At 57.6% G+C, this 13,268-nt stretch carries 10 protein-coding genes; 3 read left to right on the top strand and 7 right to left on the bottom strand.

Annotated features, from left to right (window positions below; translation table 11 throughout):
- Positions 1 to 71: 71 nt before the first annotated feature.
- Complete coding sequence (locus MUN82_RS06975) at positions 72 to 1,490, bottom strand: sugar transferase (protein WP_245096130.1); 1,419 nt, start codon at positions 1,488 to 1,490, stop codon at positions 72 to 74.
- Between the two features lie 158 nt (positions 1,491 to 1,648).
- Between MUN82_RS06975 and MUN82_RS06970 the strand changes: the two genes are divergently transcribed.
- The gene (locus tag MUN82_RS06970; RefSeq protein ID WP_245097527.1) at positions 1,649 to 2,302 is read left to right on the top strand and encodes a protein-L-isoaspartate(D-aspartate) O-methyltransferase; all 654 of its coding nucleotides are present in this window, start codon (positions 1,649 to 1,651) and stop codon (positions 2,300 to 2,302) included.
- Between the two features lie 142 nt (positions 2,303 to 2,444).
- Here the strand turns inward: MUN82_RS06970 and MUN82_RS06965 are convergent, their stop codons facing one another.
- Positions 2,445 to 3,653, bottom strand: a complete 1,209-nt coding sequence (locus tag MUN82_RS06965) for a serpin family protein (RefSeq protein ID WP_245096128.1) — start codon at positions 3,651 to 3,653, stop codon at positions 2,445 to 2,447.
- A 207-nt stretch (positions 3,654 to 3,860) separates the two neighbouring features.
- Between MUN82_RS06965 and MUN82_RS06960 the strand changes: the two genes are divergently transcribed.
- Together MUN82_RS06960 and MUN82_RS06955 are read left to right on the top strand one after the other, a co-directional pair.
- Entirely contained in the window at positions 3,861 to 4,376 is a 516-nt protein-coding gene (locus MUN82_RS06960) for an acyl-CoA thioesterase (protein WP_187319779.1), read from the top strand.
- Between the two features lie 3 nt (positions 4,377 to 4,379).
- Positions 4,380 to 5,126 carry a hypothetical protein gene (locus tag MUN82_RS06955; RefSeq protein WP_245096126.1) on the top strand — a complete coding sequence of 249 codons (747 nt, stop codon included), beginning with the start codon at positions 4,380 to 4,382 and terminating at the stop codon, positions 5,124 to 5,126.
- 199 nt (positions 5,127 to 5,325) lie between these two features.
- Here MUN82_RS06955 and MUN82_RS06950 read toward each other — a convergent pair whose 3' ends face one another.
- From MUN82_RS06950 to alaS, 5 genes are all read right to left on the bottom strand, one after another.
- Positions 5,326 to 6,459 (bottom strand): TlpA disulfide reductase family protein, encoded by a 1,134-nt coding sequence (locus MUN82_RS06950; RefSeq protein WP_245096124.1) that lies wholly within the window; start codon positions 6,457 to 6,459, stop codon positions 5,326 to 5,328.
- A 175-nt stretch (positions 6,460 to 6,634) separates the two neighbouring features.
- Positions 6,635 to 7,654 (bottom strand): TlpA disulfide reductase family protein, encoded by a 1,020-nt coding sequence (locus tag MUN82_RS06945; protein ID WP_245096122.1) that lies wholly within the window; start codon positions 7,652 to 7,654, stop codon positions 6,635 to 6,637.
- Positions 7,655 to 7,841: 187 nt separating this feature from the next.
- On the bottom strand, positions 7,842 to 9,299 hold the full coding sequence (gene gatB, locus MUN82_RS06940; RefSeq protein WP_245096121.1) for an Asp-tRNA(Asn)/Glu-tRNA(Gln) amidotransferase subunit GatB: 1,458 nt from the start codon (positions 9,297 to 9,299) through the stop codon (positions 7,842 to 7,844).
- Between the two features lie 125 nt (positions 9,300 to 9,424).
- Positions 9,425 to 10,219 (bottom strand): energy transducer TonB, encoded by a 795-nt coding sequence (locus MUN82_RS06935; RefSeq protein ID WP_245096119.1) that lies wholly within the window; start codon positions 10,217 to 10,219, stop codon positions 9,425 to 9,427.
- Between the two features lie 89 nt (positions 10,220 to 10,308).
- Positions 10,309 to 13,224: an alanine--tRNA ligase gene (gene alaS, locus MUN82_RS06930; RefSeq protein WP_245096117.1), complete on the bottom strand. Its 2,916-nt coding sequence runs from the start codon at positions 13,222 to 13,224 to the stop codon at positions 10,309 to 10,311.
- Between the last annotated feature and the right edge of the window lie 44 nt (positions 13,225 to 13,268).

Below are 13,268 nucleotides of genomic sequence, written 5' to 3'. Positions count from 1 at the left end.
GCGAAAAGCATCCCGGCAAATGCATTTTAAGTGAGTAGTAAAAATTGTAAAAGTAAATCAACACGTCAACATTATTTCCCTCTACCCTCTACAATAATCTTGAGTGTGTAGAGGAGCACCCGGATATCCATGGACAGGCTCATGTTTTCGATATAGAGAATATCGAATTTGAGGCGTTCGACCATTTGCGGAACGGTTTCGGCGTAGCCGTATTTCACCTGTCCCAGGGAGGTGAGACCGGGGCGCACGCGGTGCAGGTGGCGGTAGTGAGGCGCCAGTTTAGCAATCTGCTCAATGTAGTACCGGCGCTCGGGCCGGGGCCCTACCACGCTCATATCGCCCTTCAACACGTTCCAGAACTGGGGCAGCTCGTCGAGGCGTACCTTGCGCATAAAGCGTCCCCAGCGCGTAATCCGGGGGTCGTAGTCGGAGCTGAGGGCGGGGCCCAGTTTCTCGGCGTCTACTACCATCGAACGGAATTTATAAATCCGGAATGGCTGGCCGTGGCGCCCAATGCGCTCCTGCGCGTAGAACACCGGTCCCGTGGAGGTCAGCTTCACCATCAGGGCCGTGAGCAGGTATACCGGCCAGGCCAATAGCAGAAAGATGACGGCCAGGCCAACATCGCCGCCGCGCTTGAGCATGGCTTGCCACAAGGGTAGCAAATCCTGCTTGATCTCAATAAGCGGCGTGCCAAACAGGTGATTTACTTTCACCGAGCCCAGCAGCATCTGGTAGAGGTCGGGCAGCACGCTGATGCGCACAGGCACACCCTGCAAGAGCGTCAGAATATCCTGAATCAGACGGTGCTCGGAGGGCTCGATAGCAATAATTACCTGCTCAATCTTTTGCTCGGCAATGATGCTGACCAAATCCTGAAAGGATCCTGCATTAGGCAACTCGGCCGCTAGGCGCGCATCCGGCTCTTCGCCTACCTGCGCAAACCCTACCAGCCGCAGCCCCAGGTGCTGCCCTGTGCGGCGCAGGTCGTGGTAGGTATCGTGAGCCAGCGCTTGTGCTCCTACCAGCAGTGTATTGAAGGAGATAACGCCCCTACGCACCAGCCGCTGCACGCTCGACACGGCCCACGTGCGCAGCACCGCCGTGAGCACAAAATGCAGCAAGAAGTAGGCCGTGATGGTTTTGTAATACAGCCGGTAATTGCTAATACCCTCATCATCGAGCAGCAGCGCGAAAAAAATAATCGTAGCACCGGCTACCGACACGCGCGCCAGCCGGATGACTTCTGTGAGGCGGGATTTGCGAAAAATATCGCGGTATTCGCCAATCAGCGTGTAGAGAATAGTCCAGAAGGAGGCAACCAGTAGGGCGCCCCCCAGCAAAAAAATCCACACGCTGGTAGTGAGTTGGGTACCCGCGCTGTTTTCGTGCAATAAATACTTGCGCAGCAGGAAGAAGCAGATCCAGGCCAGCAGCGCCGCGCCGAAGTCGGCGGCCACCAGTTTGAGCTTCTGCAGAGTTCGGAGCAAGGGAAAGAAAGGAAAAGGTGAGGCGAACAAAGCGGTTTTTTGGGGCTGAAACCGTAGTTTCGCAGCCCGTGCCGCCAGCCTGGCCCTGCGGGCTGGCCGGGCACAAAGGTAGGGTATACACCGGAACCCGCTACACCGCCCAGCCTCTCCTTTTTGCTATGGACCTCGACAGCTACCGGCACCGTGGCCAGCGCCGCGCCCTCGCGGCCAAGCTGCGCCGCAAAGGCATTCGCGACGAGCAGGTGCTCACGGCCCTGCTGGCCGTGCCGCGCCATCAGTTTTTTGAGCCGGCCTTTCAGGCCCACGCCTACCAGGACAAAGCCTTCCCCATCGGCGAAGGCCAGACCATCTCGCAGCCCTACACCGTGGCCTACCAGACCGAGCTGCTGCGCTTGGCGCCCACCGACCGGGTATTGGAAATCGGGACGGGCTCGGGCTACCAGTGCTGCGTACTGCTCCAGCTCACCAGCCAGGTATTCAGCATCGAGTACAACCAGGTGTTGTTTGAGCGCACGCGCCGCCGCCTGGCCACCATGCACCAGCCGGCGCACCTGTTCTGCGGCGACGGCTCGCTGGGCCTACCAGCCCACGCCCCCTTCGACAAGATTCTCGTAACGGCCGGCTCTCCTACCATCCCGCGCCCCCTGCTGCGCCAGCTGCGGGTAGGCGGCGCGCTGGTCATCCCCGTAGGCGACGCACAAACCCAGCGGATGCTGCGCGTGGTGCGCGAAAGCGAAGAAGAATTTGTGCGCGAGGAGTTCGAGACGTTCCGCTTCGTACCCCTGCTGGGTAGGGCCGGCTGGGAGGGGTAGGCAGTGAGTGGTGTAAAGACACGGCTATCATGCTGAGCACGGCGAAGGACCTTCTCACACGTGAACGACCATCGTACTAACGACTCGTTTTACCGTGAGAAGGTCATTCGCTGTGCTCAGCATGACAGCCCTGCCCTTTTCCCTATTTCACCAACTGCCCAATGAAAAGAATGGCGTTGGAGGACTTTTCCCGAATTAGAAACAGGAAAGGTCGATTCAACCACAGTTCAGGCGGGGGGCCAGCGCTTGTAGTGACTATGCCCACGGCCGTAGCAGCTGCGGCTTCGGTACCCTCCTCATCTACCTCCACAAAGGTTTTGTGCAGCACTTTACCAATAGCTAAATCGCTGCGCCCTTCTAGCATCTTACTGAAGTTGGCTCCCCTGCTGAACGCTTCGCCCATACCAAGCTGTGTCAGCACTTCTTTCAGGTCAGTTTCGTACTCCAGCTTGAACTTGGGTAGGCGCAGCGGCATGCTCATAGTATCGGCACGAGACAGGCAAGCGGCGAGTTTGGCACTGCTGAGCGTGGCGGTGAGGTTAGCCAGCGTACGTGTGCCACTGGGTTGCAGCAGCGTCAGGCTGTACTGGCGGTTGCCGTAGGGTAGGTCGATGAGCTGCATATCGGCGTCGGCAGCGTACAGGTAGCGGCCTTTGGTCAGCGCCATAAAGTCGCGGGAGGTAGTGCTGCCGTCTTCCAGATAGAAAGGCGCTTTCTGCGTTTGCTTCTTGTCGAAGGTGTAGGTCCAGGTGCCTTTGAAGTAAAGGGCATTCACCAAGTATAGGGCATCATTGGCATTGGTCTCCTTGATCAGGTCTTTGATCCTGCCGTTGGTTTTGCTTTCTACCCACTCGTTAATCGTATTTTTAGTGCTGCTTGCGGCGAAGTTCACGCCCTGCACCGTAGCGTCAAAATACGTTTGGTTGAGCTGCACAAAAGGCGCTTGCAGCTTGTACTGTTGGTCGTACCAAAGCGAGTTGGCCGCAGCAAAATTCACCTTCTTGTCTACCCCTTGCAGTAGCGCAAGCAGGCTCTTATACGACTGGCTAATTTCCTCATTGGTAGCAGTCGGCGCAAAGCCAAGCGTCTGGCGCATAGCTTCTTTGGTGGAGCCATCGGCACCGTTATAGGTCATGGTGAGGGCTGCGGAAATGCTCAGAGGCGAGATAAACAGGTTTTTAGCAGCCTCGGCCTTACGCAGTGCGGCAAAGCTGCTGAAGGCAAAATCGTTGGCACTACCTACGATTTGCGACTCCTGCGCTGTAAGCGGCCGCACGTTAGGCGTATTATCGGGCGACACGTCACTATCGGGCTGACACGCAGCCAGCAGCGTGGCGCTGAATAGTACCATCAACCTGCTTTTTGTAAATAATGTGTTCATAAAACCTGCTAAATGAAAAGTATATGACTCCCAAATTTGCTTATCTAACAGAGGCAGGTAAGCTGATTGAAGGTTGCAAGGCAGGCGTTGCTTATCCAAACAATTCAGACAAGGCCCGAACATACCCGGCGCGGCTACCTATCTTTGCGGCTCTTTTCGCCTACTCTCGCCTACCCCATGCGCAAGCAAAAACCTGTTAAAGAATCCTTCGTGAGCATGACCGAGCTGGTGCTGCCCAACGACACCAACACGCTCAACAACCTGATGGGCGGCCGCATGATGCACCTGATGGACATTGCCGCCGCCGTATCGGCGCAGCGCCACAGCAACCGCATTGTAGTCACGGCTTCTGTCGATAACGTGTCATTTCGGGAAGGTATTCGGCTGGGCAGCGTAGTGACACTGGAAGCGCAGGTAACGCGGGCGTTCAGCTCCAGCATGGAAGTGCACATCGACGTGTGGGCCGAGGACATTCCCAGCGGCACCAAAGTGAAATCCAATGAGGCCTTTTTCACCTTCGTGGCAGTAGATCAGTCGGGCCGCCCCATTGACGTACCCGACGCCCTACCCGAAACGCCCGAGGAAGTACGCCTCTTCGATGGGGCATTGCAGCGCCGCCAGCTGCGCCTGGTACTAGCCGGCCGCATGCAGCCCGCGGATGCTACAGAACTAAAGGCGCTATTTGACCTCTAAACCATGAGCCACGACGCGGCCTTGGCCTTTTATCAGCAGTTTTACACCAACCTCACACTCTACGTAGTGCCCGAGGTAGGAGAAGCTGTGGCCGCGCCGGTAGCTGTGCCGACCTCCCAGCAGCCAGCGCCTACCCCCGTGCCAGCCGCACCCGTCCTGCCTACCCCGGCAGTTGCGGCCGCACCCGTGCCACTAACGGCGCCCCCTGCTACTGTGCCGCCTGTACTGCCACCTATCGGCCGCCCGCCTGTGGCGCCACCTGTTAGCGCGCCGGCCGTGCTGCCGGCCCCACCCGTTACGCAGATAGCCCCGTCCGCTACTCCTGCCCCGCCCCAGCGCACGGCCCCACCCCTCACCGACACACCCTTCTCTACCCTCGGTAGCAACGCCCGCGGCATCGTGATTTTGGTGCGCCTGGATGCGGTGAAGTTTCAGCGCCTACCCCGGCACGTGTTCCTGAACAACGTGCTGAAGGCCATCGGACAGATTGTGGAAGATACGGTGCTCATCAACGTGGAGTCGCACCTACCGGTGGCGCTGAGCACGTTGCGCACCAAATTGGAAGCCAAACAGATCATCGGTTTCGGCAAAAACTTGCTCGACGTGGCTGTGCACAAAACCCAACTCTACGAGCCTGTTATCCTGGTAGGCGACGCTGCCTATCTGCCCGCCGCCGAGCTAGACGTGATTGAGGAGGACCAAGGCCGCAAAAAGCTGCTCTGGAACGCCATGAAACGCATGTTTCTGTAGGGGCGCGTTGCACGCGCCCGTCGGTACGGTCCGCTGCGGTGTAGAAATAAGAACGTCCTGCTTCGACTTCGCTCAGCAGGACGTATTTCCGATGGCTTCACAACCTTGTAACGAAATATGAAAAAAACGCCCGCTGAACGAATCCAGCGGGCGTTTTCTACATGCAGCATCAGCAACGATGGGCGCGTGCAACGCATCCCTACTTCAGCACCTGGGCCAGCTTGGCTTCCAACGCCGGGCCACGCAGGTTTTTCCCGATAATACGACCCTGCGGATCCAGTAGATACGACTGCGGAATGGCCTCAATCTTATAGGTCTGGGCCGCCGCGCTCTGCCAGTATTGCAGGTCCGATACGTGCGTCCAGGTCAGGTTATCTTTGGCAATAGCATTCACCCACTTGTCGCGGCTCTGGTCCAGCGACACGCTGTAGATGGTGAAGCCTTTGTCCTTGTATTTCTGGTAGGCCCGCACCACATTGGGGTTTTCTTGGCGGCAGGGGCCGCACCACGAGGCCCAAAAATCCAGCAGCACGTACTTGCCACGCAGGCTACTTAGGGGCACCACGTTGCCCTCGGGGGTAGGCAGCTTGATGTCGGGCGCTACGGCGCCGGTGGCGGTGGCACGGGAGGCGTCTACCTTGGCGGTCAGGGCCTTGGCGTAGCGCGACTCGGGGTGGGCAGCTTTCAGAGCCGTAGCCACCGTATCGGCCAGGCCGAAATTATCGTCGGGATTCAGCACGGCCGTTAGCACAAAGCCCGACACCACGGAGCCGGGGTGCTGGCGCACCAGCCGGCGCACACCCGCCTGCCCACGCTCCTGAATCTGCTGCGCCTCCTGCTGAATGGCGGCCACCGAGTCGGCGAGGCCAGCCTGCCGGGCCTGCACATAGCGCTGCTCCAGGCGGTCCATGCTGGTTTTGTTCATCTGCAACGCGTTGCTCACCTGCTGCAACAACTCTGAGTCAGAAGACCCTTGCACGGTGTAGCTGCTGTTGAGCTTGGTGGCGTCGCCGCGCAGCGTGAGCTTGGTTTGGTTATCGAGGGCGACCAGGGCCTGATTGGTGTCGTCTACCTTTACCTGGTAAATGCTGGGCGCCGGAGTAGTGCCCGTGAAAGTGAAGCGCCCTTTGTCGTCAACGGTAGCCGTATCGCGCGAAACCAGCTGATTGTCTTCCAGCTCCGCCAGGTATACCTTCGCGCCGGCCTGGGCGTTGTTCAGTTCACCATTGAGTTGATATCCCGCGGCGCTGCCCGTGCTGGTGGTAGGAGACGTGCCTTTGTTACAGGCATTGGCCATGCCGAGCAGAGCGCCAAACAACAGCAAACTTTTCATGGGAGGGTGATTCATTCGAGAGAAAGCAGAAGTATTGCGTCGAAACGCTTTAGAGAATGTAACGGGAAAGACCACGGTTGCGGCTGCAAGTTGCGGATTTTAGGCAAAACCTACCGCTATTGTGCAGCTTACTCGTTGCTACAACCCCGTTTGGCGGCGTAGGTTCCCAGCTCACTCAATCAAGTGGAATGTAGCTGGCAATGTGTCCTCCTAATGTGTGTCCGTGCAGGTTGCGGGCCAGCACCCTACCCTCGGGGTCGAGCAGCAAATTGAAGGGCAGCGTGGTCACGCCAAAGGCCCGCGCAGTAGCACTTTGCTCTCCCCCGGCGGCGCGCACCTGCACGCCGGGCAGACTGTCGGCAGCCAGCGCCCGCCGCCACTTCGTAGCATCCTCATCCAGCGACACGCCGTAGTAGGCCAGCCCCCGCCCGCGAAACAACCGGTGAATTTTTCGGCGCTCCGGGCTGTGGTGCTCCTCGCGGCAAGGGCCGCACCACGAGGCCCAGAAATCCAGCAGCACGTACTGTCCGCGCAGACTATTTAGCTTCACTGTTTTACCGTCGACGGTGGGTAGGGCGATGTTGGGCACCTGCGTGCCGGGCGCAGTGAGGCGGTAGGCGCGCTGCCACTGGTAGAGCCCGAGGGCTGCCCGGCTGGAGTCGCCTGCCAGGCGGAAGCGGGTGGTCATGGAATCCAGAAAATCGTCGGGCGCGCCGGTGGTGCTCAGGTCCCACACCACACCTGGGGCGAGGTAGGACGCGGCGTAGCGTCGCACGATGCCGGGCTTGTCGACGGGCCTGGCCTGGGCTAGTGCTTGGAGAAAATCAACTTCCGGCGAGCCTTGCCAGTGTGCCACGCTAGCATCAGCGTTTAGGGTCAGATGGGCGTGGTTGTCGAGGGGCACCGAAAAAATGCGCGCGTTGGTGCTAGGAGCCCGAAGCACCAGCCGGTAGAGTCCCGGCGAGGGCACGTGGCCCCGCAGCGAGAAACGACCGTCAGCGTCCAGTACGGCCGAATCCAGCCGCGTTGTAGCACCTACCTGCTGCTCCAGCACCACGCGGCTCTGCGGTGCCGCAGTACTGATGCTACCCTGAATTTCGTAGCCTGAGCCTGTGGCTGATGCTGTATGCGGCGTCTGATTGGCTGGTTGACAGCTTATCAGTAGCAGGAAGGGTAGTAGATACGGAACGCGCATAGGGTGAATATTACAAAAGAAAGCGTCTGTCATCCTGAGCATTCCGCGCATTAAGCGGCGACGAAAGACCTTTTCACGCTAGAACGTTAATCGTACCAACGACTTGTTCCAGCGTGAGAAGGTCCTTCGCAAGCTCAGGATGACAGACACTTTTTGCTAGTTCACTTAGCCTGTGACTATTCGCAGCTTACGCGTCCAGTGCTTTGCGTAGGAGCTGGTTGGCCAGTTTAGGGTCGGCTTTGCCACCCGTGAGCTTCATCAGCTCGCCCATAAACATACCCGTCAAGGACTTTTTGCCGGCTTTGTACTCGGCTACCTTGGCTGGGTTGGCGGCCAGCACCTGCTGCACTTGTGCTTCCAGTGCGCCGGCATCCGACTGCTGCAACAGGCCCAGCTGCTCGGCGGCACCGGTTACATTGGCTGTAGGGTGCTCCAGCAGGTAGGGGAACAGTTGCTTAGAGGCCACCGAGTGGTTCACCTTACCTTCGTCGATCAGCTCGATGATGCCGGCTAGGTGCTGCGCAGTGAGCGGAAACTCGGCCATGGGTAGAGCGCGCTCGTTGAGGTAGGACTTCACAGCGCCTTGCACCCAGTTGGCGGCGGCTTTGGCATTGGGCGTCAGCCGCGTCAGCTCGTCGAAGAACAAAGCCACATCCTTTTCAGCCGTCAGTACCGTGGCGTCATAGTCCGAGAGGCCCAGCTCGCCGGTGAAGCGGGCGTAGAGCTGCTGGGGCAGCGCCGGCAAACCGGCCTGGATGCGGTGCAGCCACTCGTCGTCAATCACTACCGGGGGTAGGTCGGGCTCGGGGAAGTAGCGATAGTCGTTCATCGTCTCCTTGCTCCGCTGGCCGTTGGTGGTGCCGCTGGCCGCGTCGAAACCACGGGTTTCGCTGATGATTTCCTCACCGGCTTCCAGCAGAGCAATTTGCCGCTCAATCTCGTAGTCGATGGCACGCTGCACGTTGCGGAAGGAGTTCATGTTCTTGACCTCCACCTTCATCCCGAACTTGTCGGCGCCTTTCAGCATCACCGATACGTTGGCGTCGCAGCGCAGGGAGCCTTCCTCCATGTTGCCGTCGCACACTTCCAGGTACTCCACCAGCTTCTTAATTTCAGCCAGGTAGGCGTAGGCTTCGTCAGCGGTGCGCAGGTCTGGCTCGCTCACAATCTCGATGAGCGGCACGCCGGCGCGGTTCAAATCCACCAGCGTTTCCACCTCGCCCGCCAAGTGCATTGATTTACCCGCGTCTTCCTCCATATGAATGCGCGTGATGCCGATGCGCTTCGGCTCGACACCCGCCACCCGAATATCTACGTGGCCGCCGGTGCAGATAGGGGTTTTGTCCTGCGTGATCTGGTAGCCCTTGGGAAGGTCGGGGTAGAAGTAGTTTTTGCGGGCAAACAGGTTGTCGCGCGTGATCTGGCAGTTAGTAGCTAGGCCCATTTTCATGGCGTACTCCACGGCCGTGTAGTTCACCTTGGGCAGCGTACCGGGGTGGCCCAGCGTAATCACGCTCAGGTTGTTGTTCGGCATGGCGCCGTATTCATTTTCATCCGAAGAGTACATCTTGCTGTGCGTGAGCAGCTGCGCGTGTACTTCGAGGCCGATGACCGGCTGGTATTTGGCTTTGATGCTTTCGTCCATATCAAGGGCAAGTTAGCTAGGAAAGCTGTAATCAGGTGAATAGGCAGGCTATTCAATCATAAAACGAGCATGGCACCAGCTTTACATCTGGTGCTAGTTTGCGTCACAGATAGAGCAACCGATACTTATTCGACAGCACTTCGTTTTTTGATTTTTTTACCTTGAATGCTAAACGTTACGGGGATGATAAAACTTACTGTCACTGGGTTTCCATCCTGATAACCGGGCTCCCATGCTGGCAAGCTAGCAACAACTCGCTTTGCTTCTTCATCAATGGATGGGTGCACGCCTTTTTCAACGTGGACGTCACGTACAATGCCTAATGTGTCAACATGAAAATTAACAAACACTTTGCCTTGGATATTTTTCTTCAGAGCTTCTGCCGGGTAGCGTAGGTTTTGCCCAACGTATTGTAATGTACCAGCAAAGCCCCCAAGGGGTGCTTCCGGCATCTTTTCGAAGGGATAAAATGCCACCGGTTTTCCCAACGCATCGAAGCATTTGCCGCCGAGACTTTTTCCATCCTGGTATGTTTCGCGCCGCTTTAGCTTACCATTTGCGTGATAAGACACTAACTCACCATCCCATTTTCCGTGGCTCATATGCGCTCGACGACGCAGTTGGCCGCTCTCGTACCACGTCTCATCCAAGCCGTGCACGCTGTGCCGACGGATATTCTCATACTCAGCACGCCGTTTCAATTGGCCACTGGCATAGTACTGCTGCACAACACCTCGAATACTATCCTGATAAATTGACTCACTCCATTCAGTTGCGCCTTCAGCGGAGGGCAGCTTCTTACCTTTTGCGTCAAAGTACTCCTTGACTGTATGCGGCTCATTATTGATTTGAGCAGTAGCCTGATAACTACCGACACCCCTAACAGTTAGTAAAGAAAGGAATACGTAAAACTTCTTCATTTAAAGACGATTTTAAAATAGTTGTGCATACAAACGCGGGCCTGAGTACTCTGGATAGGTACTCAGGCCCGCGTTTGTATGCACAACTATTACGCCAGCGCTTGCCCTACCAGCTCCTCAGCCTTACCAATAGCCGCCGGCAGACCAGCCACGTTCTTACCACCGGCCGTAGCGAAGAACGGCTGGCCGCCGCCACCGCCTTGGATTTCCTTGGCTAGCGTGCCAATCAGGGTTTTGGCGTTGAGCTTGCCGGCTTTGGCAATTTCGTCGTCCAGAATTACGGCCAGTTGGGGCTTGCCGTCGATGTCGGCGCCGAGGACGGCTACGAGGTTGGGTACTACCTGGCGCAGGTCGTAGGCCAGCTTTTTGAGAGCGTCGGCGGAGCGGGCGGGCACCTGAGCGGCTATAAGCTGCACGCCGCCTACCGGCTTGGCCTGGGCGGCGAGTTGGTCGCGGAGCTGACTAAGCTGCTGGTTCTCGGCCTGCTCCAACTGCTTGCGCAGGGCAGCGTTTTCTTCGCCTACCTTTTGCAGGCTAGGTAGCAGGTGCTGGGGGTTGCCCAGCAACTCACGCACCTGACGCAGCAAGTCTAGCTGCTGATCCACGTAGGCCTCAGCGACGTCGGCCGTCACGGCCTCGATGCGGCGCACGCCCGCGCCTACCGCCGATTCGCTCGTGATTTTAAAGAAGCCAATTTCGCCGGTAGCGCGCACGTGAATGCCGCCGCACAGCTCCACCGAGTAGTCCTTATCGAAAGTGATAACGCGCACGAAGTCGCCGTATTTCTCACCAAATAAGGCCATAGCACCCAGCGTTTTGGCTTCGGCAATGGGCACGTTGCGGCGCTCATCCAGCGGAATCTGCTGACGAATACGCTCATTTACGATCTGCTCGATTTCGCGCAGCTGCTCATCGGTTACTTTGGTGAAGTGCGAGAAGTCGAAGCGCAGGAGCTTGTCGTTCACCAGCGAGCCTTTCTGCTGCACGTGCTCGCCCAATACGCGGCGCAGGGCAGCTTGCAGCAAGTGCGTGGCCGTATGGTTTTTCCGAATCAGGGCGCGGCGGCTCTGGTCGATGCGGGCCGTGAACTCGCCCTCCAGATCCTCGGGTAGGGGCAGCTCTAGCACGGTATGCACGATGAGGTCGTTTTCCTTCTTCGTGTCAATCACGCGCACCCGCGACAGGCCGCCTTCCAGGTAGCCCGTATCGCCTACCTGTCCACCCGACTCAGCGTAGAACGGCGTTTGGTCGAGCACCACGTGGTACTCGGTCTTGCCTTTTTGCGTCACCTTGCGGTAGCGCAGCAGGCGGGCGGGCGCTTCCTCCACGTCGTAACCCACGAATACGGACAGCTCGCCGTTGTCGGAGTTCACCACTACCCAGTCGCTCTGTTCGCTTTCCTGGGCGTTGCGCGAGCGGTTTTTCTGGGCTTCCAGCTCCTTCTGAAAACCGGCTTCGTCTACCGTCAGGCCATTCTCCCGAGCTATTAATGCGGTTAAATCTAAAGGGAAACCGAAAGTATCGGATAATTCAAAGGCTGTTTTGCCGTCAATTTTATAGTCTGCCGAGTGATTCTTGAAAGTACCAATAGCAAAATGATAATCAGACATAGCCTGCTGGAAGTTCACAGGTGCAGAAGAAGTAGCAGCAACATGTAAATTCTTAGCTAGGTCGCTATCATACTGATCAATAATAGCCTCTTTTAATTCTTTAATTTCTTTAGGAGTAAAGGACATTGCTTTCCCTTCAGAATCTTTAGGATGCAAGGTCACTCTAGAAACATGCTCTTTAAACATGTTAAGAATTAAACTATGTATTCTCTGAGACCCTTTCTCCAGCGTTTTCAGGAAGCTGATTTCCTCTTCCTCAATCACGCGCTGCACAAACTGCTGCTGGGCTTTTAGCTCGGGGAAGATACTGGCCATCTGGTCGGCCAGTACAGGCACCAGCTTATATAAGAAAGGCTGCTTTTGGTTCAAAGACGAAAACGCGTAGCGCACGGCGCGGCGAAGGATACGCCTAATCACGTAGCCGGCCTTCACGTTGCTGGGCAGCTGGCCATCGGCAATGGTGAAACTGATGGCCCGAATGTGGTCGGCAATGACGCGGATGGCGATGTCGGTTTTCTCGTTTTCCGTGGCGGGCTGGTCGTTCACGGTGGCCGGAGCAGTACCGTGGTACTCTATCCCGGCTTCCTTGGCGATGAACTGAATCAGCGGCTGGAACACGTCGGTGTCGTAGTTCGACTTCACGCCCGACACGGCCATCATCAGGCGCTCGAAGCCCATGCCCGTATCCACGTGCTGCGCGGGCAGCTTGATGAGCGACTTATCGGCCAAGCGCTGGAACTCCATGAATACGTTGTTCCAGATTTCCACTACCTGCGGGTGGTCGGCATTCACCAGCTCGCGGCCGGGCTTTTGGGCCACTTCCTCGTCGGAGCGCAGATCGATGTGGATTTCGGTGCAGGGGCCACAGGGACCGGTGTCGCCCATCTCCCAGAAGTTGTCTTTCTTATTGCCGGGTAGGATGCGGTCCTCGGTGGTGTATTGGCGCCACAGGTTTTGCGTTTCGGTGTCGGCGGCCAGCTTATCGCCCTCGTCGCCCTGGAAATAGGTCACGTAGAGGCGGTCTTTGGGCAGCTTGTATACTTCGGTCAGCAGCTCCCAGGCCCAGGCAATGGCTTCGGTTTTGAAGTAGTCGCCAAACGACCAGTTACCCAGCATTTCGAACAGGGTTTGGTGGTATGTGTCGTAGCCTACCTCCTCTAGGTCGTTGTGTTTACCGCTCACGCGCAGGCATTTCTGGGTGTCGGCCACGCGCTTGTAGGGGGCGGGTTTGTTGCCCAGGAAGTAGTCTTTGAACGGCGCCATGCCCGAGTTGACGAACAGCAGGGTAGGGTCGTCTTTGAGCACCAGCGGGGCCGAGGGCACAATGTGGTGGCCTTTGGAGGCGAAGAAGTCGAGGAACTGTTGGCGAACGTGCGAAGCCTTGGGGAGTGACATAGGGAGTAACGCCAAGCGCCAGCCTGGCGAGTCGAAGGGTTTCG

The organism is Hymenobacter aerilatus, from assembly GCF_022921095.1.
Lineage (GTDB): Bacteria > Bacteroidota > Bacteroidia > Cytophagales > Hymenobacteraceae > Hymenobacter > Hymenobacter aerilatus.
This window is presented reverse-complemented; position numbering and strand designations above follow the sequence as displayed.

Excerpts from the sequence above, each read along its gene's own strand:
- MUN82_RS06970 (WP_245097527.1), top strand. The coding sequence starts at position 1,649 with ATGGACCTCGACAGCTACCGGCACCGTGGCCAGCGCCGCGCCCTCGCG.
- MUN82_RS06965 (WP_245096128.1), bottom strand. The coding sequence starts at position 3,653 with ATGGTACTATTCAGCGCCACGCTGCTGGCTGCGTGTCAGCCCGATAGT.
- MUN82_RS06960 (WP_187319779.1), top strand. The coding sequence starts at position 3,861 with ATGCGCAAGCAAAAACCTGTTAAAGAATCCTTCGTGAGCATGACCGAG.
- MUN82_RS06955 (WP_245096126.1), top strand. The coding sequence starts at position 4,380 with ATGAGCCACGACGCGGCCTTGGCCTTTTATCAGCAGTTTTACACCAAC.
- MUN82_RS06950 (WP_245096124.1), bottom strand. The coding sequence starts at position 6,459 with ATGAAAAGTTTGCTGTTGTTTGGCGCTCTGCTCGGCATGGCCAATGCC.
- MUN82_RS06945 (WP_245096122.1), bottom strand. The coding sequence starts at position 7,654 with ATGCGCGTTCCGTATCTACTACCCTTCCTGCTACTGATAAGCTGTCAA.
- gatB (WP_245096121.1), bottom strand. The coding sequence starts at position 9,299 with ATGGACGAAAGCATCAAAGCCAAATACCAGCCGGTCATCGGCCTCGAA.
- MUN82_RS06935 (WP_245096119.1), bottom strand. The coding sequence starts at position 10,219 with ATGAAGAAGTTTTACGTATTCCTTTCTTTACTAACTGTTAGGGGTGTC.
- alaS (WP_245096117.1), bottom strand. The coding sequence starts at position 13,224 with ATGTCACTCCCCAAGGCTTCGCACGTTCGCCAACAGTTCCTCGACTTC.